The organism is Hymenobacter sediminis, from assembly GCF_003231285.1.
Taxonomy (GTDB): domain Bacteria; phylum Bacteroidota; class Bacteroidia; order Cytophagales; family Hymenobacteraceae; genus Hymenobacter; species Hymenobacter sediminis.
This window is the reverse complement of the sequence record NZ_QKNS01000004.1, coordinates 282,533-302,796: the sequence shown is the minus strand read 5'-3', so window position 1 is coordinate 302,796 and position 20,264 is coordinate 282,533. Positions and strand designations below refer to the sequence as shown.

The window sequence follows — 20,264 nt, the reverse complement described above, 5'->3', positions numbered from 1 at the left end:
TTGGCAGGAGCGAAAAGCAACTTTTTCTTACCCGAACTACCCGAAAACAAACCATCAGTGAACCAAGCCGCCATGACTATCTCCCATCGCGCCGCCGACGCGTCGGCCGCTTCTGCGGAAGCCTCCAAACCCGTGAAAGTGGCCCGGATGGCCTGCTGCTGCAAGCTTTCCGAGTTACTACCCATGGTGCAGCAATTGCACCATGAAGCTGCCCGTGCCAACGCTGCCCGCAAAGCGCAGCGCTCAGAGGCAGCCTGAGTGAAAGCGGGGTAAAGCCCAGGGCAACCTTGCCGGGCTGCTGGGGGTAGGAAACCTATGGCTTTCAACCTTGAACATCACCACGTTTCCACCAACGGCATCCGGCTCCATGTGGTGCAGTGCGGCCCGGCCGCCGGGCCCCTGGTGATTTTGCTGCACGGCTTTCCGGAATTTTGGTACGGCTGGCGCCACCAGATACAGGCGCTGGCCGCCGCTGGCTACCGCGTGTGGGTGCCTGACCAGCGCGGCTACAACCTCAGCGACAAACCGCCCCGCGTAGCCGACTACCGCATGGAGCAACTAGGGGCCGACATACTAGGGTTGCTGGATGCAGCGGGGGTAGGAAAAGCTACCCTGATTGGGCACGACTGGGGCGCGGCCGTAACGTGGTGGCTGGCAGCGCATCATCCGGCTCGTTTGCACGGAGTTGCCATCCTGAATGTGCCGCATCCGGCCGTACTGGGTCGGGCCCTCCGCCGGGCGCCGCAGCAGCTACTGAAAAGCTGGTATATCTTCTTCTTCCAGTTGCCTTGGCTACCCGAAAAGCTGTTTCGGCGACGGCAGTTTCGGTTTGGGCGCGGGGCCTTGCGAGGTACCAGTCGGCCCGGCACTTTCACCACCGACGATTTGCACCGCTACACCGAAGCCTGGGCCCAGCCCGGCGCCCCCACCGCCATGATCAACTGGTACCGGGCAGCGTTCCGGAAGCCGAGCAGGGTAGGCGAAGCTGGCCGCATCCGGATTCCGGTGCGCATGCTCTGGGGCTGGCAGGACAGTTTCTTGGAGCCAGTATTGGCGCAGCTAAGTATGAACCTGTGCGACCAGGGCGAGCTGACGTATTTCGACCAGGCTACCCATTGGCTGCACCAGGAAGAACCTGAGAAAGTAAACCGGCTCCTGCTGGAGTTTCTGCAGGCTGTTTCGCCGCCTGCTGCTACCTAATTTCCCTACCCATGAGTCGTTCGTTAACCCCACTTACGTCCGGAAAAGGCAATGCTGCCCGCCAAACGGCTGGTTCGGTGGCCGCGCGCTCTACGGTGGTGCAGCTCACCAATCCGCCGCTTGATTACACTTACGATGGGTCGTTTGAAGGGCTGCTAACGGTGCTATTTACCATTTATGAGCGCAAGTCGGCCCCGAATAGCATTCAGCCCCTGGGCGCGGTGCAGGGCGGCTTGTTTGCCCAGCCTGTGCAGATTGATACCCACGAGGCCACTGCGGCCCGCGTGTGGGAAGGCCTGCTCCGGCACATGAACGAGGAAGCCCGCACCCGCTTGTTCCACACATTTCTGAGCGAGCAGCCAGACCGGGAGTTGCTGATTTTCCGCTATGCCGACCTGGCCATGCGTGCCGGCCGCGACATTTCCGACAACTACGCCGACGACAATGTGCGCCGCGTGGCTAGCATTGCCCAGCAGATGTACCGCGAAAAGCACCGCATGGAAGCTTTTGTGCGCTTCGAGAAAACCTCCGACGGGCTGTTTCACGCTACCATCGACCCCGATTTCGACGTGCTGCCGCTGATTGCGCCTCACTTCACGAAGCGCTACGCCGACCAACGCTGGCTGATTTTCGACCGCCGCCGTCGCTACGGCCTCTACTACGATTTGCACCGCACCGACGTGGTGCAGTTTGAAACCAACGCGCCCCAGCGCACCACCGATATTTCCGCTACCGTGCTCGACGAACGGGAACCCCTGTTCAAGCTGCTCTGGCAGTCGTACTTCGACCACGTAAACATACCGGAGCGCAAAAACATGAAGCTGCACCGCCGCCACATGCCTCTGCGCTACTGGCGCTACCTCAGCGAAAAGCAGCCCCGGGAGCAGCGCTTTGAGCCAATCAAGAACAAGCGGCCTATCCAATAAGACGTTTGAAGCTGAGTTGAAAAGGCTAATTTGCAGCCCATCACCTTGCCTGTTGTTCCAGGAGAAATGACAAAAGGTGTCACCTGCTTTTCGCCACAACTCAGCTTTTTTCATGAGCCATACTCTCGTTTTCGGGGCCTCCGGGCAACTAGGCCAATGCCTGCAACACGTTTCCAGGGAGCGTAACCTGACCAGCCTAGTGTTCCTGCCCGAAGAGCAGGCTAACATTCTGAATGCAGAGGCGCTGCAAGCCGTTTTTGCACAGTATCAGCCGGCTTACGTGATTAATTGCGCCGCTTACACTGCTGTAGACAAGGCCGAGGAGGAAGTAGAAATTGCCCGCAAAGTAAACCGCGACGGTGCTGAGAACCTGGCTCGGCTGTGCGGGGAGCATAACGCTACGCTCATCCACATATCCACCGATTTCGTGTTTGCCGGCACCGGCAATACGCCCCTGCTGGAAACCGACGAAGCTGCACCCATTAGCGTGTATGGCCTCACCAAGCTGGAAGGCGAGCAGGTAATTCCGGCCCATACAAGTCAGTATTTCATTCTGCGCACCAGCTGGTTGTACTCGGAGTACGCAGGCAACTTCGTGAAAACCATGCTGAAGTTTGGCCGGGAGCGGGAAGAAATGAGGGTGATTTGGGACCAGGTTGGCACGCCCACCTACGCCATCGACCTGGCCGGCTGCATTCTTACTATCATCGAGCAGCAGAATCAGCAGTACGGTATTTACCACTACAGCAACGAGGGCCTGACCTCTTGGTACGATTTCGCGGTGGCTATCTTCGAGCTGGGCGGTTTGTCTACCCGCACCCTACCCATCCGCACCGCCGAATATCCCACCAAAGCTACCCGGCCCGCCTTTTCGGTCATGGATAAGTCGAAGGCTAAAACCCAATTGGGCGTGGCTATTCCGCACTGGCGCGAAAGTCTGAAAGTCTGCTTAAGCCGGCTGGCAGCCTAAGTATGTTACCCCCTCTTAAACACCAAAGCCCCGGCACAGTGCCGGGGCTTTGGTGTTTAAGAGGGGGTAGGCTTTCGGGTGAAAACCTCTGCGCTTACACAGCTGCCCGCCCCAACTGGTGCAGGATGCGGTAGTGCGAGCGGAGTGCCGCCAGAAACGAGGGGTTTTCGATGTAGGGCAACTCAAACTCCTGCGCAGTTTGCCGGATGATGCCGGCCAGGGCAGGGTAGTGAATGTGGCAGACGCGTGGAAACAAATGGTGCTCAATCTGCCGGTTCAAACCCCCGCACAGGAAACTAGCCACAGCGCTACGCGGGGCGAAGTTGGCTGTGGTGCGCAGCTGGTGTACGGCCCAGGCTTCCTGTATGTCACCACTTTCATCGGGGGTAGGAAACTCCGTACCCTCAACCACGTGCGCCAACTGGAACACCAAGCCCAGCACCAGGCCCTCCACTAGATGCAAGCCCAGGAAGCCAATCAGGAACTGCCACCAGGTAATGGGCAGCACTACCAGCGGTACCACGATGAACAGCAGGTAGTATAGGGCCTTGTAGGCAAAAAGATTAATGTACTCTTTGCGAGGGTGATTGACAGTGGGATGCTGCCCGATCTTCGACCGGAAAAACTTGATATAATCTTTACGCACTACCCACGACAACGACGCTAGCCCGTAGAGCGGAAAGGCGTACAGGTGCTGAAAACGCTGCCACGGCCGCACTGGCTCATCCACCGACAACCGAATCAGCCCCGGCGCTACCTCAATGTCTTCATCGTGGCCTGGAATGTTGGTGTAGGTATGGTGCACGATGTTGTGCGTAATAGTCCAGACGTAGGGATTAGCGCCAATCAGGTTGAAGAGCAGGCTAAACCCCTTATTGACGTGCTTGTTGGCTGAAAAGGCGCCGTGCAGGGCGTCGTGGCAGATATTAAAGCCGATGAAGGCGCAGCAGGCGCCCAGCACGCCGGCCAGCCCTAGCATCGCCCAGGGACCGAACAGGCCAGATATAATCAGGGCGTACACCCCCACAAAGGCCGTTAAGAAGAAGATGGTTTTAGCCCACATGGCCCCGTTGGCGTGGCGGGAGAGCTGCTGGCTCTGGAAATAGACATCAACCCGTTCGCGCACCGTGGCGAAAAAGGTAGAGCGGGTAACGTTGGTAAACTTGAGGGGTCTGGTCATTGGAAGTAGTATTGCGCAAAAGCAATACAAACTGCCTTGGCCTTAAAAGAAAATTAAATGTATTCCTTCTAACCCGGATACCGCCGAGAAAGCTCCTGTTATATTTGTTTTCTAGGAATTGTCCAGATTAACTGGGCTTGCTTCCTAAAAGAGGAGGTATTAACCCAGCGTTCAGACATCTGTTTTCAACCTCACAAACCCAACGTGCCCGGTGCTGCCCATAATACCAAAGCCCCGACAGAGCTGTCAGGGCTTTGGTACTAGACAGGGGGTAGGAAGTAGTTAGCGACGGTAGCCATAGTCGCGGCTGTGGCTGTGGTCGTCGTGGCGGCGGTGCTGGGCTTCCCAGCGGGCCCTCTCCTGAGCGCGCTGTTGCTCCAGGCGGCGTTGTTGTTCCAGGCGTTGGCGCTCGGCGGCCAAGCGGCGCTGGCGTTCTAGTTCCGCCTTGCGGTAGGCTGCTTCCCGCCGGGCGCGCTCAACCTCGGCTTTGCGGTCATACTTGATGGCCTCCTTACGGGCTTTGTAAGGATCAGCAGCGGCGGCCGAAGCAGCGAAGGAAGAGGAACTGGCCAGCAGGCCCAGAGCAGCAACGAGGGAGAAGATGGAAGCTTTCATGATGGAGGGAAGAAGTTGGGAGTGAAAGGAATAGAAGCAGCATTGTGTGCCTGACTGATTCTTTGCAAGCCTAATGCCACGGCTTGGTTACGCTCGGGTAGTCTCTTCCAACGCCCCATTATTATCGGCCTGCCTCCACCTTTTCTCTACCAATATGCTGCTTGGCACGGGTGCCAGCGTTACCCCTGCATCGAGCACGCGACAGGTGTCACAAAAGACCGTGATTTTTCCTGGACATCAGGTCTGTAATTCAGCATCTTGCTGTCCTAGATGGCTTGCTTATGAAGACTGATCCGAAATATGGCCCGGCTGCACAAACGCCTCAGCAACGGGCCTATATACTAGCGCAGATGCAGGCCGTGCGGCCAGATTTGTATAAAAAGGCCACTGGTTACCTTGCGCAGCTCTACCGCCGGTATATTGATGGGGAACTAAGCTGGGAAGACGTGTGTGCCCTGAGAGAGGCACCTTCACAACCCTAACGGAAAAGTATAGCCAGTCAGCTTTCCGCCAGGCTTTATGCTATTTAGTGGCATACAGTTCTCCTGCTGACTGGCAAAGCCCGCCGGGGACTTCAAAGCAGAGAGTAGCGTAGAGCGCGCCCCTGGCCCGGCGTTTTGCGCACCACAGCTCCTGATACAACATCCCGCACATGTAATGGCCGGCATCTTCCTTTGGAGTGCCCGGCCCTGCTGGACTTTGTGAGAAGGAACGCAACAGCCCTACCTGCCAGACGGGAGCGAAACCGCTTGTTCAACAGGACGTGCTGTTAGGCACTAGGTTGCGGTTCTCGCAGGTTTGGATGGAAGGTCTGACAGCATTAGTTATGTGTGGAGACGAAAGGCCCGCTGACCTAACTGCCACCAATGGCTGCCGATGAGTTGGTGCCTAAGCAAATCAGTGTACTTGGTGGCAGGGCCGGGCGGAGAAACTAAAGGCAATGAAAGCTCAACGGTGAATTTGTATTGGAGAAGAAATATAACTACTGAAGGCACTTACATTTAGGGAATAGAATTGACCTATTCGGGTTATAGTACAATTAATTGTTTTGAATTTGCAGAACTTTACTCCTTCTTTTGCTTTTGGGTATTTCCTGGCTCGTTTTCTCTCCCGCGTACCATTCGGCCTGACTGTTGTTGGTGCAGGCCTGACCTGCGGAGCGCTGCTGGTATCGGCCACCGGTAACGCGCAAACCACCATGGTAATGGGCACTACACCGGCCCGCCATACGGCCGTTTTGGAGGCTTCGGCCGGGCTTACCGTGCAGTTTTCGCAGCCCATTACCGCCGCTACTGCTAACAACCTGCGGGTGTTTGGCGCCCAGCGGCAGGGTAGGCGGACGGGAGCCGTGGCGGGCGGCGGCACGGCTGCCCTCGCGTTCAGCCCCAGCCAACCCTTTGCACCCGGTGAGCAAGTACGGGTTTCGGTGCCCGCATCCCTGCAAAGTGCTACCGGCAGTGGAGTCGCTAAACAGGTGCTGGAGTTTACGGTCGCCGCCGGTGGTACCGGGCAGGGCACCTTCACAGGGGGCACCGAGGTAGTTGTGGGCGCCTGGCCTACTGATATTGTGACGGGCGACGTGGACGGTGATGGGGACCTGGATTTTGTGACGGTGCATGACTACCTGTTCCGGGCGGCCGTGGGCTTCAACAATGGCGACGGCACTTATACCCTGGCGCCTTATAACACCATTGTGGGCGGGCACCCCACCAGCGTGGCCCTGGGCGACGTAGATGGGGACGGTGACCTGGATATGCTGGTTACCGACGCGCAGGACGCCGGACAGGGCGGGGGAGCGGGCAGCGTGAGCATCTGCACCAATGATGGCAAAGGGCAGTTCTTGGGTACTGTATTCGGGGCCCAGAGTAGAGCGGTCGGCGTGCGTCCTTCCAGCGTGGCCCTGGGCGACGTGGATGCTGATGGCGACCTGGACTTTGTGGCCGCCAACGCGGGTAGCAATTCCGTCAGCGTCCGGCTCAACAATGGCGTGGGCACGTTTTCGGGCACCGGCACGGTAGCCGTGGGCGCTTTTCCTCAGAAAGTGGTGCTGGGCGATGTGGACAACGACGGCGACCTGGACCTGCTCACGGCCAACGCCACCGATAATACCGTGAGCCTACGGCTGAACGCGGGCAATGGCACCTTCAGCGGCGCTACTACAGTCAGCGTAGGCGCTGGCCCGGAGGACGTGGTGCTGGCCGACCTGGATGGCAACGGCAGCCTGGATTTCGCCACAATTAACGACGAGGATTCTTCGGTGAGCGTACGCCTGAACACGGGGGCAGGCACTTTTACAGGTACTCTAACGCTGCCCCTGCCGGCGGCCGGCTCGGCCTTGGTGCTGGGCGATATTGATGCCGATGGCGACGCCGACCTAGTGGCCGCCGGTAGAAAAAACGCGACTGTATTTCTGAATAATGGCAGCGCCGCCTTTACAGCCGTAGTGCCGGTAGCCTTGGGGCTCAATCCATCGGGCTTAGCCCTGGCTGATGTGGATGCCGACGGGGACCTGGACCTACTGGCCAGCAATGAAGACGAGAGCACCGTAAGCGTCCGGCTGAATGGCGTTTCGCGGCCCCCTATCATTACCAGCTTTACCCCCTCAGGCGGCCGGGTGGGCACTACGGTGGTCCTGACGGGCACCGGGTTGTCGGCCGCTACTCAGGTACGCTTCAACGGCATTCCTGCTCCTAATTTCACCGTTGATTCGGATGCGCGCCTGACGGTATCCGTACCGGCCGGAGCCACTTCAGGCCCCCTGACGGTTACTACCCCCCTGGGCACCACCACCTCGGCCGCCAGCTATGTAGTACAGGTGCCACCCGTGGTAACTACCGTGGCGCCCGCACGCAACACCGTAGCCGCCGCCCGCAGCACTACCCCGCAGATTACCTTTTCGGAGCCCATGACGGCGGTTTCCGCTGATAACGTGCGCGTGTTTGGCTCCTTGCTGCGGGGTAGGCGGGCAGGCACCGTGACGGGCGGTGGCACCACTGCCTTAACGTTCAGTCCGGCCCAACAATTTGCGCCTGGGGAGCTAGTAAGCGTGTCGGTGCCGGCGACGGTGGAAGGGCCGAGCGGGGGCGTGACGCCCCACACATTCCAGTTCCGGGCGGCCGTTCCGGGCGTGTCGGGGCAGGCTAATTTCACGGGTACGCAAAACCTGGGGGTAGGCGGGGAGTGCGCGGGCGTAACGGTAGGCGACGTAGATAACGACGGCGACCTGGATCTGGTAGCCACCACCAAACACAGCAGCTCGGTCATTATGCTGCGCCTTAATGATGGTAGCGGCAACTTCCCCGTAAGCCGGGAAATTCCGACGGACTTTCAGTCCCAACAGGCTCTGCTCAGCGACCTGGACGCCGATGGTGACCTGGATTTGTTGGTTAGCAGCAGCAGCACCGGTAAAATCAGTCTGCGCCTTAACGACGGGCACGGCAGCTTCTCGGGCACCACCGCGCTGGTGGGAGGCGAGTTTCTGGCCGTGGGAGATATTGACGCAGACGGCGACCAGGACATTTTGAGCGCCGACAGTGGGCCGGGCCCGAACGTGTTCTTTAACAACGGCAACGCTACCTTCACCACCGGCACCTATGCGGCCCTGGACGACGCCGTCGGTCTGGCCCTGGCCGACGTGGACAACGACGGCGACCTGGACGTAGTAACCACCCACGGCCTCATCAGCAAATTCGCCAAAGTCGGGCTGAACGATGGCCGGGGCAGCTTCACGCCCGGCCCGGCCGTGGCCGTGGGCGCCGCCGCTACGGCCGTAGCCCTGGCCGACCTCGACGGCGACCAGGACGTGGACCTGGTAACCGTGCACCGAACCACTGGCCGCCTGCATGTGCAGTACAACGACGGCCGCGGGCAGTTCGGGAACCTGCAGGCCGTGCCGGTGGGCCCGGAGCCTACCGCCATAGAGCTGGCCGACGTGGATGCCGACGGGGACCTGGACCTAGTGGTTCCGAACTACCAGCAGCAGCTTACCAGCCCCAATACTGTTAGCGTCCGCCTCAACGACGGGCACGGTGGTTTTGCCCCCGCTCCTAGCGCCATTGTAACGCTCAAAGACGCCGCCTATCAAATTGCCCTGGGTGACCTGGACAACGACGGGGACCTGGATCTGCTCACGGCCAATGCATACGGCAATAGCGTGAGTGTGCGCTTCAACCAGCCTACCCCCGCGCCCGTGATTAGTCAGGTTAGCCCGGTCCGCGGCCCTGTAGGTAGCCTGGTGCTGCTGACGGGCCGCCACCTGGTAGGCGTCCGGGAGGTACGCTTCAATGGGCAGGCAGCGTCTTACTACATCATTAACTCGGCCACGCAAATAACAGTGCGGGTTCCGGCGGCCGCCACCACCGGCCCCATCACCGTGGTGTCGCCGGCTGGTACGGGCACTTCCGCTCAGATTTTCACGGTTACGCAGCCCGTAGCGGTTACCAGTCTGAATCCGGCCCGCAACAGCCATATAGCCCCCGTGGCCGGCCCGGTGGCTCTCACCTTCGCGCAGCCTATGCAAACGGCTACCGACTTGCGTGTTTTTGGGAGCCAGCGCCAGGGCTTACGGAGCGGAAGCCTGACCGGGGCCGGCACGCCTACGGTGGCCTTCTCGCCCAGCCAGCCCTATGCTCCCGGCGAGGAGGTAACGGTGGTAGTGCCCAATACGCTGCAGGGAGCTGCCGGAAGCGCGGTGCAGCAGGTGTATCAGTTTCGGGCGGCTACCAGCGGCTCAGGCACCGGTAATTTTGTGGCGGCGCCTCCGGTAGAAGTAGGCCAGCTTCCCCTGGGCGTAGCGTTAGGCGACGTGGACAATGACGGGGACCTGGACCTGGTGAGCAGCAATGCCCGCAGCGAAACCATCAGCATCCGGCGCAACAACGGCCAAGGCTCCTTTAGCGGCACCCAGGAAATAATCATGCCCACAGGTCCAGGACAGATAAAGCTGGCCGATATGGACAACGACCAGGACCTGGACATAGTAATTTCGCTTTGTCACTGCAGCTGGGGCGGTACCGTCGGCGAAGTGGCTATTCAGCTAAACGACGGCACTGGGAACTTCACAGCGGCCCCTTCCATTCCGGTGCCCGGCCGCCTCTACTCGGTGAATACCGGTGACCTAGACAACGACGGCGACCTGGATATTGTGCTGGCCAACTACAGCCGCGACAGTGTGTACGTGCGCCTCAACAACGGACAGGCCCGTTTCTCGGGTACGCACGCGGTAGCGGTGGGAACTCAGCCCAAAAGCCTGGTGCTGGGCGATGTGGACAACGACGGAGACCTGGATTTAGTGGTAGCTAATGGTTCTGATTCCTACACCGACCGGCCCAACATAGTAAGCGTGCGCCTCAACAACGGGCTGGGCTTTTTCTCGGGCACGCAGAACGTGCCGGTGAGCGGCCGGCCCCAGAGCGTAACCCTCGGCGACGTGGACAACGACGGCGACCTGGATCTGGTAGCTTCTACCGAAGATTACCAAGACAAGGGCGTTTCCATTGGTCTCAATAATGGTCAGGGTGTATTTAGCGCCATCCAAACCGTAGCGGTAGGCCGCCAGCCGGAAGCAGTACTCCTGGGTGATATAGACGCCGACGGCGACCTAGACCTGCTTACCAGCAACGTAACCAGCAAAACCACCAGCGTGCGCCTCAACGACGGACAAGGGGTATTTTCAGCGGCCCAGGAAGTTTCCGTCGGCTCAGCCCCCTGGGAAATGGCCCTCGGCGACATTGACGCGGACGGGGACCTGGACCTGGTTTCCGTGGATGATCAGCTGAACAGCGGGTTCATAAAAATATTTTTGAATTCGCTGCCGGCTCCGGTTCTCAGCAGCTTCACGCCTACCACCGGCGAGGCTGGCACGGTAGTAACCCTTACCGGGCGCTTTTTTACCGGAGCCAGCCAAGTAACCTTCAACGGGGTGGCAGCCAGCTTTACGGTGGTGTCGGCTACTCAAGTAACGGCCAACGTGCCGGCCACGGCTACCACAGGCCTGATCAAAGTAACTACCCCCTACGGTACCGCCGTGAGTGCTACCCCCTTTGTGCTACCCACACCGGCCATTGCCTCGTTTACACCAACGGCCGGCGGGCCGGGCCTGGTGGTTACGCTCAGGGGTAACTATTTCACCGGGGCCACCGGAGTTAGCTTCGGGACAGTAGCAGCTGCCTCGTTCACGGTAGTGTCGGCCACCGAAGTCACGGCGGTAGTACCGGAAGGTGCCACTACGGCCACCATCCGCCTGACCTCGCCGAGCGGCACGGGTACCAGCGCCAGTTTGTTCACGGTACTAGCGGCGCCGGTGGCTACTACCTGGGCCCCCGGCCCGAATGCCTCGCACGTACCGCCCACCAGCTCCATTGAGGTGGCGTTTTCGAGGGCTATTTCGGCGGCTTCGGCCGGCAGCCTGCGCGTGTTCGGTAACCAGCGCCAAGGGCAGCGCACGGGCACGCTCACCGGCGGCGGCACGGCGGCGCTGCGCTTCGTGCCAGCCCAGCCGTTTGCCCCTGGCGAGCAAATCAGTGTCAGCTTGCCTGCTAGTCTGCTGGGCACAGAAGGTGGCCGGATAGTGAAGCGGGTGTTTCAGTTCCGGGCGGCGGCCGGCGGTCCGGGCCGTGGCACCTTCGCCGGCTCCTCTGGTCTGTCGCACAAGCTGTCGGTCAATACCCTGCGCCTGGGCGACATGGACGGCAACGGGGACCTGGATATAGTAACGAACAGCGGCTACAACCAGCTGAGCGTTGTGCTCAACCAGGGTAATGGCACGTTTGCTACCCCTCTCTACACCTCCAACCCGGTAGTCAGTGCCAACCCGGCCCTGCAGCTCGGCGACTTTGACGGGGATGGGGACCTGGATGTGGCGACGTACTACAACTTTGGTATGGTAGCCATCCGGCTGAATGATGGCCGCGGCAACCTGAGCGGCACCCATAACGTGGCCTCACCCGATTTTGGGGGCGGAGCCTACCGGGAAGTTCCCCTGGAAGTTGGTGATATAGATGCTGATGGCGACCTGGACCTCGTAACCGGCTCTCCCAACCGGGGCAGCATCACGGCGTTGCTGAACGATGGCCACGGCATCTTCAGCCCCGGCCCGCAGCAGCTCCTGGCTGTGTACTTCACTATCTTCCGTTTGGGCGACGTAGATAACGACGGGGACCTGGACCTGGTGGCCATCAGGGAACACGATGCCGACCCCGGCCGAAGGGTGCTAAGCATTTTGCTCAACGATGGCGACGGTGGGTTTACAGCTGCTGCCAGCCTACCTCTGCCCACCGTACCTACCGGCCTGAAGCTGGCCGATATGGACCAGGACGGTACCCTCGACGCCGTCATTACTGACTACGAAGACCTGCCCGGCGCCGACCACTGGGGCCTGACGGTACTGCGCAACAACGGCGCCGCCCGGTTCACGGTGGGAGCCCGGCGGGCCCTACCCGCCTCCGGCGCCGTGGCCGACGTGCTAGAGCTGGGCGACGTGGATGCCGACGGCGACGTGGACGCGCTTACCTCAGGCCAGGATTACCGCAACCCGGAGCAGTTCGTCCGGCTGTTTCTGAACGACGGGCGAGGTAGGCTTAACCCCGTCACGGCATTGCCCACGAACAGCCCGCCCATAGCCATGGCCCTCGGCGACCTGGACGGAGATGGCGACCTGGACCTGACCGCCGATGGTACAGCGGAGTTCGGGCTGGCCTTGCGCCTGAACGGCCCCGGCGTGCCTTTGGGTGCCGCATTGGGCAACCCGCTGGCTGCCTTGGTTACGCTTTATCCTAACCCGGCGAACCGGCAGTTTACCGTGGAGTTACCGGCTGGCCTACTGCTGCGCCCGGGCACGCTTAGCCTGGTGAACAGTCTGGGGCAGGTGATGCATACGCAGGCCCTGGCCGCCGCTCCAGCCGGCAGCCGTACCACCGTTCGCATCCCCGGCCTGGCGGCAGGTCTATACCTGGTTCGGCTGAGCGCGGAGGGTAGCCCACAGGTCGTCGGGCATCTGATGATAGATTGAGAAACATCCTGACCTACGCAGCCTAGGCCGATGGGCCCCCAACGTACCGGAGCCACAACCGAGCAGCATACCATGCTAGCTTGGCTGTGGTTCCGGTACGTTGGGGGCAGAACCGTTGCGGGTGTTATAAGTCGGAGCTGGTTAGCGGGTCTTGTCACGCCGTCCGCTGCATATGAGTCTGAACTGCCTGGCTCAAAGCAGCCAGCTATCTTGCGGCTATGAGACTTACATGCGTACAGTTACTCTGTTTATCCTGCTTAGGCCTGCTTCTGGCTCTCTTAGCAGGCTGCCAGTATGCGGAGCCTAACACAGCAATTCAGGTGCTACAACCGGCGCAGGTGGAAGGGGTTTGGCGCTATGACTCTGCGGGAGCTACTTTCTATAATTCAAAGCGACAGTTTCTAAATCGGTTTACGGACCCCATGCCTCCCAAAACCTACCTGACCATTCGGGCCGGGCACTGGACCTACTCGGGAGGTGTGCGGGAAAAACATCGCTATACCCGGCAGGGAAACAAACTGGTTGTTCAGCGTTTGTTTGATTCGGCAGCGGTACGGGCCGGATATGGGGGCTGGCAGGACCTCGGAAAACCAACGAGGCATTCCGATACCTTTCTTATTACCGCTTTAACGGCTTCTCAGCTAGTGGTGCGAGACAGCACAACTGACCCCGATGGATCCCTAATTCGGGTCTGGCGCTTTTATTATTCCCGCTAGATTACCTGCAGCGCTCAACCTGTCTCGGTGCCACCCTATAACCTTACCCAGTCCGTATTATCCCACTGTGGCCGGGCTACCCCCACTACGGCCGTAGAAGCGGTTCACCAAATACGCCAGCACTACAAAGGCCAAGCCCACAGCGCATACCCCCGGCCACTCAAAGTGTACCCAGGCCAGGCCGCCTACAAAGGAGCCAACCGAAGCCCCAATGAATGACGCCGTCATGTACACCGTGTTGAGGCGGCTGCGGGCCTCCGGGCGCAGCGTGAAGATGCGGGCTTGGTTGGAAATGTGGGTTATCTGCTGCCCGATGTCCAGAATTACTACCCCAATGATCAGCCCTACCAAGTAGTAGCCGCCAAAACCCAGCAGCAGGTAGGCTCCCAAAAACATCAGAATGCCGAGGTTGAGGGCATAATCGGCCCCCTTCGTATCTGCCGACTTGCCGGCAAAGGACGCTGCAAAAGCACCGCTGGCCCCAATAAGGCCGAACAGCCCGGCTACGTCGCTGCCGTAGCGGTAGGCGGGGCTTTCCAGGAAAAATACCAGGGTAGTCCAGAACGCGCTGAAGCCGGCAAACATGCAGGCACCCACCAGGGCCGAGCGACGCAACACTGGCAGCTCGGCAGTAAGCGTGCCCAACGACTTCAACAAACTACCGTAGCTGCCGGCAAACTGCGGCTGGTTACGCGGCAGCATACGGGCCAGAATACCCGTGAGCAGTACCATCACGGCGGCCCCAACCCAAAACATAGTGCGCCAGCCAAAATGAGCGCCCACGTACCCGCTGATGGTACGGGAAAGCAAAATTCCAATCAGCAGCCCGCTCATTACTTTGCCTACCACCCGGCCCCGCTCTTCATCACTGGCCAAAGAGGCCGCCATCGGAATCATGAGCTGAGGCACGGCCGAGAAAATGCCAATAAGTAAGCTGGCTGCCGCCAGCAGGGTAAACGTAGGGGCCACGGCTGCGGCGGCCATGCACACGGCCGCACACAGCAGCAGAATCAGGGTCAGGCCTTTTCGCTCGCGCTTGTCGCCGAGGGGTACCACAAACAGCAGGCCCAGGGTGTAGCCTACCTGGGTAATAGTAGCCATTAGGCTTACCCGGCTTTCCGATAAGTTAAATGTGCGGCCAATTTCAGCCAGCAGAGGCTGGTTATAATAGATATTGGCCACAACCAGACCGCAGGTTACAGCCATCAGCCAAACCAGGGCGGGTGCCAAGGGCGCTTGGGGGGTAGGACGTGCGTCCTCTGTGACGGGCTGGAAACCAGCCGCTGCTACTTCAGTCATGAGGCAAAAATTGGCGGGAGCTGAGTGGCACCCGCCTAAGTGGGTTCCAATAACCGATTCTTGCCCCAGAAGGTTATGTATGGCGCTGGCTTCAGCCCGCAGCTAGGGGTAGCGAAACCTGAATGGCTGAATACTAAGAGCTAACTGGGCCTCATAAGAACGCATAATGCCCAAGGCATAGATTACGCACAATACTGCCGCTTATACAGCCCTGGTGTCATGCCTTCGTACTGCTTGAATAGCTTCTGGAAGTAGGCTGTGTTGTTAAAGCCGGCCCGAAAACAAACCTCGGCTACCGAAGTAAGCGGGTTGCGGAGTAGCCGCTTGGCCTCGGCGAGGCGTTCCTGGATGATGTACTCTACCGGCGTCAGGCCCAGCTCCCGCTTAAACACCCGGAAGAAGGTGGCCTTGCTCATGCAGGCTAGTTCCGAAAGCTTCTCGACGGTAATCTGCTCGGTGAGGTGTTGCTTGATGTACTGCACCACGGCCGCGAACCGGTGGGAGGTGGCATGTTGCTGGTAATTCTGGAAGATGAGCTGCCGGGCCTGGGTTTGCATGAGGCGCACCAGCATTTCCTGAATAGTGAAGCCTGCCAGCACATCCTTGATGCGGCCCGTGTCGCGGGAAAGCTGCACGAGGCGCTCTAGGGTGCCGGTTAACTCGGGCGTGTTCCGGAAGTGGGCGTGGGCCTGGGTGTCGAGGTGCCAGGGCAGGTGCTCCTCGGCACGGGGCTGCTGTTCGTTCAGCAAATCCACGGTTTGCCGGATGGTTTCCGTGGGGATGGCCACGGCCAGGCACTGGGTGGGCTGCTCTTCGTTGGCTTCCGGAAAATCGATGACCATGGTTTCCTTTTCGCCCACTACCACCGACTCGCCAGGCAGGTACTCAAACGCCGGGCGGCCGGGCAAATGCATCACCTTCTTGCCCCGCAGCATGGTCGTGAGCACTACATGGCCCATGCTCAGGGGCACCTGGTGGGCGGCGCGGTGCGTTTCAAACACGTTCAGCTCAAAAGCCTCCAGCGAATATACCGTGCGGTTTTCCACCAGTGTGGTCAGCTGGTGAGGCGGGTGCAGAGCAATGGGAGCGGGTAGGTGCGAGGCGGAAGGCATGGGCGTCGGGGAAGCTTTCATGCGAGTAGAACGGAGAGACTATACAATATAGTGAGTCCTTACTTAGTACGGTAGTAACTTGCGACGATAGGCCGCTTTTGTGCGACGATAGTACAGCCGTTGAGGCCAGGAAGAACGCTAGCTTGGGTTATCCAAAGTCCACCAAAACCCCACCACCATGGAAACCCTCGAAAGACCCACTACCCTCGTTGCCCGGCCCAAGTTCAAGTCGCACTACGACAACTTCATCGGCGGCAAATGGGTAGCGCCTGTCAAAGGGCAGTACTTCGATAATATTTCGCCCATTGATGGGCAAGCTTTCTGTAAGGTGGCCCGCAGCTCCAAGGAAGATATTGAGCTGGCCCTCGATGCCGCCCACGAAGCCTTCCAGACCTGGAAGCACACTTCTGCTACCACCCGCAGCAATCTGCTGATGAAGATTGCCGACATCATGGAGCAGAACCTGCCCCACCTAGCGGCTGTGGAGTGCGTGGAAAATGGCAAGCCCATCCGCGAAACTACCCTCGCCGACCTACCCCTGTGCATCGACCACTTCCGCTACTTTGCCAGCGTGATTCGGGCCGAGGAGGGCTCCGCTACTGAGCTGAACGAAACAACGCTTTCCCTCAACATTCATGAGCCGCTGGGGGTAGTGGGCCAGATTATTCCCTGGAACTTCCCGCTGCTGATGGCGACCTGGAAGCTGGCCCCAGCCCTGGCCGCCGGCTGCTGCGTAGTAATGAAGCCCGCCGAGCAAACGCCCGCCTCCATTATGGTGCTCATGGAGCTGATTCAGGATGTGCTGCCGGCCGGGGTAGTAAACGTGGTAAACGGCTTCGGGCTGGAAGCCGGCAAGCCGCTGGCCTCTTCGCCGCGCATTCAGAAGGTGTCGTTCACGGGCGAAACCACCACGGGCCGCCTGATTATGCAGTACGCCTCCGAAAACATCATTCCCGTAACCATGGAGCTGGGCGGCAAGTCGCCGAACATCTTCTTCAAGAGCGTGCTGGATGCCGACGATGATTTCCTCGATAAAGCCATTGAAGGCGCCGTGATGTTTGCCCTGAACCAGGGCGAAATCTGCACCTGCCCCTCGCGCATGCTGATTCAGGAGGAGATTTACGATGAGTTTATCGAGCGGGTCATTGCCCGCGTGAAGGCCATTAAGCTGGGCAACCCCCTGGATATGGAAACCATGATGGGCGCCCAGGCCAGCAACGACCAGTTCGAGAAAATCCTGAGCTACCTGGAAATTGGCAAGGCCGAAGGCGCCGAAGTGCTGACTGGCGGCGACGCGTATCAGCAGGAAAATGGAGCCCTGGCCGAGGGCTACTACATCCAGCCGACCATGTTCCGCGGCCACAATCAGATGCGCATCTTCCAGGAGGAAATCTTTGGGCCGGTAGTATCCGTCACGACCTTTAAGACGGTAGAAGAGGCCATTGACATTGCCAACGACACGCTCTACGGCCTCGGGGCCGGCGTCTGGACCCGCGATGCGCACGAGCTGTACCAGGTGCCCCGCGCCATTCAGGCTGGCCGCGTGTGGGTCAACTGCTACCATGACTACCCCGCCGGGGCTCCGTTTGGCGGCTACAAGTCCTCGGGCTTCGGGCGCGAAAACCACAAGATGATGCTCTCGCACTACCGCCAGAACAAAAATATGCTCATCAGCTACAGCCAACAGAAGCTGGGCTTCTTTTAACGAGATGGAGCCGATAAAATAAGAAAGCGGTGAGCTTGACGCCGTCATGGCTTAGCCGGGCGTCAAGCTCACCGCTTTCCTAAAAGGCAAAGGGGTAGGCGCGAGGTTATCTTAATTCGTTTGTTCTGGTGCCGCGGGTGCGGCCTCGGCCTTCGCTACCCTGAGCGGATTGAGGTCGGCATCGAAGTATGCAACGCCATCCTCATTCTTCTCGGCGCTGGCGTAGGCCCGGGCTAGCAGGGGTAGCAATAGCCACTCCTCGTCATCAATGGCGGCGCGCGCCTGCTCGATGCTACTAATGGAGTCGGTGCCCCAGGCCAGGGGGCGGGGCTCAAAGTTCAGGTAGTATTCACCTTCATCATCACTTCCCCCGAACAACGATACGCAGGGCACTTGCTCGCCTAGTTGGGCGGGGTGTAGCGGCAACTGTTCAATAACCACTTCCTTGGCTCCCCAGAAAACAGCACCGGGGCTCTCCGTCTCGTCCTCCTCCTCCTCGCCGCTGGTGCGGATGTCAGTCACGCAAAGCATCGTGAGAGGGGTAATATTGGTGATGAGGCCTGGAATCAGCAGCCCGTTGCGGTAGGCGTCGCCCTTGAGGGTTTGGGGGAGGCGAGCGGCAATAAACAACACCGGCAAAGACAATACAATCAGGATACTACCCCAGATAGGGTGCTCAAACCAGCACAGCGCAACTCCTGCCACCAGCAGTGCCAGCCCGGCAGCGCCCCAGTTTTTCAGCAGGTTGCGGTAGCGTCGATGGTAAATATCGTAGCGGCGCACTCTGCGCATGTCGGGCTCCAGGTTCACGGCCCGGGTAGCCACGGAGCCATTGAGGAATTGTCCGGGGTCGCCGATAGATCGTTCCATATTAAATAGTCGAGTTACTATATACGGCAACGGCTCCGGCTACTGTCGGGTTACCAATCTGCATCCGTTTCCTTCTTGTTCCCTACCCCTTTATGCCCAGCCAACCCACCACTCCCCGCGTCCTGGTCACGCCTGCTGCCGAAGCAACCATTGACGTACTCCGCCAAGAGAACGGCCCCCTGATGTTTCACCAGAGTGGGGGCTGCTGCGACGGTTCCTCGCCGATGTGCTTTGCGGCCGGCGAGTTTCGGGTGGGTAGCAATGATGTGTGGCTGGGCCAGATTCATGGCTGCGACTTTTTTATGAGTGCCGCGCAGTTCGAGTACTGGAAGCACACCCAACTCACCGTGGACGTGACCAAGGGCAGGGGCGCGAGCTTCTCGCTGGAAATCCCGCTGGGGGTCCGATTCCTGATTCGCTCCCGCCTTTTCACTGAAGAAGAATCGGCAAACCTAGCACCAGTGTACGATGGTGAGGAGTACCAACTGCGGGCCGCAACAAGCTGAAGTATGAAGCCGGTTACGGAGGAGATTGTACGTGTTTGTACGCGGGAAATCAGTAAAATGGCGTAGATAAATCCGTATTTCTGCGTCAGTTTTAAGGTGTTGACGCCGCGTATTCCTAGGGCACTGCTCATGGAAGCAGGGTTGAACCTAATCTCTCACACCTCAACACCCTCGTATGTTTTACCACGATAGACAACTCCAGTACAAAGTTCGCGTCGATAAGCCTAATCCTGCATTTGCCCGCATGCTTCAGCAAGCTATTGGCGGCATCGAAGGCGAAATTCGGGTGTGCCTGCAGTACCTGTTCCAGGCCTGGGGCAACCGCGGCCCCGAGAAGTACCGCAACATGCTGCTGGAAACCGGCACCGAGGAAATTGCCCACATTGAGATGCTGGCCACGGCCGTAGCGCTTAACCTGGAAGGTGCTCCCACGAGCATGCAGGAGGAGTTTGCCAACGACAAAGTGGTAGGCGCTATTATGGGTGGCATGGACCCGCGCCACATTCTGTCTTCGGGCATGGCGGCGTTGGCCGTTGATGCCAACGGGGTGCCGTTCAATGGCTCCTGGGTAGTAGGCAGCGGTAACATTGTAGCCGATATGTATAGCAACGTGGCTGCCGAGGCCACCGGCCGTACCCTGGCTACCCGCCTCTGGCACATGACCGAAGACCCCGGCATGAAAGATTTCCTCTCGTTCCTGATTGCCCGCGACACCATGCACCAAAACCAGTGGATGGCGGTAATTGAGGAAAACGGCGGCCTACGCTCCATGCCCGTGCCCAACAGCTTCCCGCAGAGCGAGGAAGTTCAAGGTTTCAACTACGCCTTCGTGAGCACCTACATCGGCCAAGAAACTACCGAAGGCGGCCGCTGGACCCAGGGCCCTTCGCTTGACGGGCACGGCGAGTTCCACGTAGAGAAGGCGGCTCCGCTGGGCGGCATTCCGGTACTGGCTCCGCCGGTGCCCGGCGCTTTCGCGCAAAAAGAGCAAATGACAGCTGTTGATTCTCTCATCGGTACCGTTACCAGCAAGATTGAAGGTACACTGAGCGGTAGCGGCGGCAAGCCTTCTACTGAAAGCTAACAGCGTAATCAAGTAAGCTATAACAAAAAGCCCCGACTCTTTGGTCGGGGCTTTTTGTATGGAAAGAGGGGTA

General features: G+C 59.4%; 13 protein-coding genes. 8 read left to right on the top strand and 5 right to left on the bottom strand.

Annotated elements, in window-relative coordinates; all coding sequences use genetic code 11:
- Positions 1-72: 72 nt before the first annotated feature.
- The 4 genes from DNI29_RS12860 (at position 73) to rfbD (ending at position 3,096) form a co-directional block, all read left to right on the top strand.
- Positions 73-258, top strand: coding sequence for a hypothetical protein (locus DNI29_RS12860; RefSeq protein WP_123823235.1), 186 nt, complete (start codon positions 73-75; stop codon positions 256-258).
- Between the two features lie 57 nt (positions 259-315).
- Entirely contained in the window at positions 316-1,200 is an 885-nt protein-coding gene (locus DNI29_RS12855) for an alpha/beta fold hydrolase (protein WP_110978513.1), read from the top strand.
- Positions 1,201-1,211: 11 nt separating this feature from the next.
- Positions 1,212-2,126, top strand: coding sequence for a TIGR03915 family putative DNA repair protein (locus DNI29_RS12850; RefSeq protein ID WP_110978512.1), 915 nt, complete (start codon positions 1,212-1,214; stop codon positions 2,124-2,126).
- 112 nt (positions 2,127-2,238) lie between these two features.
- A complete protein-coding gene (gene rfbD, locus DNI29_RS12845; protein WP_110978511.1) occupies positions 2,239-3,096 on the top strand; it encodes a dTDP-4-dehydrorhamnose reductase in 858 nt (285 codons plus the stop codon).
- A 94-nt stretch (positions 3,097-3,190) separates the two neighbouring features.
- Here rfbD and DNI29_RS12840 read toward each other — a convergent pair whose 3' ends face one another.
- Together DNI29_RS12840 and DNI29_RS12835 are read right to left on the bottom strand one after the other, a co-directional pair.
- Complete coding sequence (locus tag DNI29_RS12840) at positions 3,191-4,276, bottom strand: fatty acid desaturase family protein (protein ID WP_110978510.1); 1,086 nt, start codon at positions 4,274-4,276, stop codon at positions 3,191-3,193.
- A gap of 282 nt (positions 4,277-4,558) precedes the next feature.
- Positions 4,559-4,891, bottom strand: coding sequence for a hypothetical protein (locus DNI29_RS12835; protein WP_110978509.1), 333 nt, complete (start codon positions 4,889-4,891; stop codon positions 4,559-4,561).
- A gap of 1,054 nt (positions 4,892-5,945) precedes the next feature.
- Here DNI29_RS12835 and DNI29_RS12825 point away from each other — a divergent pair.
- A complete protein-coding gene (locus tag DNI29_RS12825; protein ID WP_123823234.1) occupies positions 5,946-12,899 on the top strand; it encodes an FG-GAP-like repeat-containing protein in 6,954 nt (2,317 codons plus the stop codon).
- A gap of 773 nt (positions 12,900-13,672) precedes the next feature.
- On the opposite strand, the gene DNI29_RS12820 is transcribed toward DNI29_RS12825, so the two are convergent.
- Both DNI29_RS12820 and DNI29_RS12815 read right to left on the bottom strand, forming a co-directional pair.
- Positions 13,673-14,914, bottom strand: coding sequence for an MFS transporter (locus tag DNI29_RS12820; RefSeq protein WP_238388083.1), 1,242 nt, complete (start codon positions 14,912-14,914; stop codon positions 13,673-13,675).
- Positions 14,915-15,096: 182 nt separating this feature from the next.
- Positions 15,097-16,047 (bottom strand): AraC family transcriptional regulator, encoded by a 951-nt coding sequence (locus tag DNI29_RS12815; protein WP_238388082.1) that lies wholly within the window; start codon positions 16,045-16,047, stop codon positions 15,097-15,099.
- Positions 16,048-16,204: 157 nt separating this feature from the next.
- Here DNI29_RS12815 and DNI29_RS12810 point away from each other — a divergent pair, with 157 nt between their 5' ends.
- Entirely contained in the window at positions 16,205-17,731 is a 1,527-nt protein-coding gene (locus DNI29_RS12810) for an aldehyde dehydrogenase family protein (protein WP_110978506.1), read from the top strand.
- 111 nt (positions 17,732-17,842) lie between these two features.
- On the opposite strand, the gene DNI29_RS12805 is transcribed toward DNI29_RS12810, so the two are convergent.
- Positions 17,843-18,601, bottom strand: a complete 759-nt coding sequence (locus DNI29_RS12805; protein ID WP_110978505.1) for a DUF3239 domain-containing protein — start codon at positions 18,599-18,601, stop codon at positions 17,843-17,845.
- 92 nt (positions 18,602-18,693) lie between these two features.
- On the opposite strand from DNI29_RS12805, the gene DNI29_RS12800 reads away from it, so the two are divergent.
- A complete protein-coding gene (locus tag DNI29_RS12800) occupies positions 18,694-19,107 on the top strand; it encodes a DUF779 domain-containing protein (protein WP_110978504.1) in 414 nt (137 codons plus the stop codon).
- Positions 19,108-19,282: 175 nt separating this feature from the next.
- On the top strand, positions 19,283-20,191 hold the full coding sequence (locus tag DNI29_RS12795; RefSeq protein ID WP_110978503.1) for a manganese catalase family protein: 909 nt from the start codon (positions 19,283-19,285) through the stop codon (positions 20,189-20,191).
- Positions 20,192-20,264: the final 73 nt, after the last annotated feature.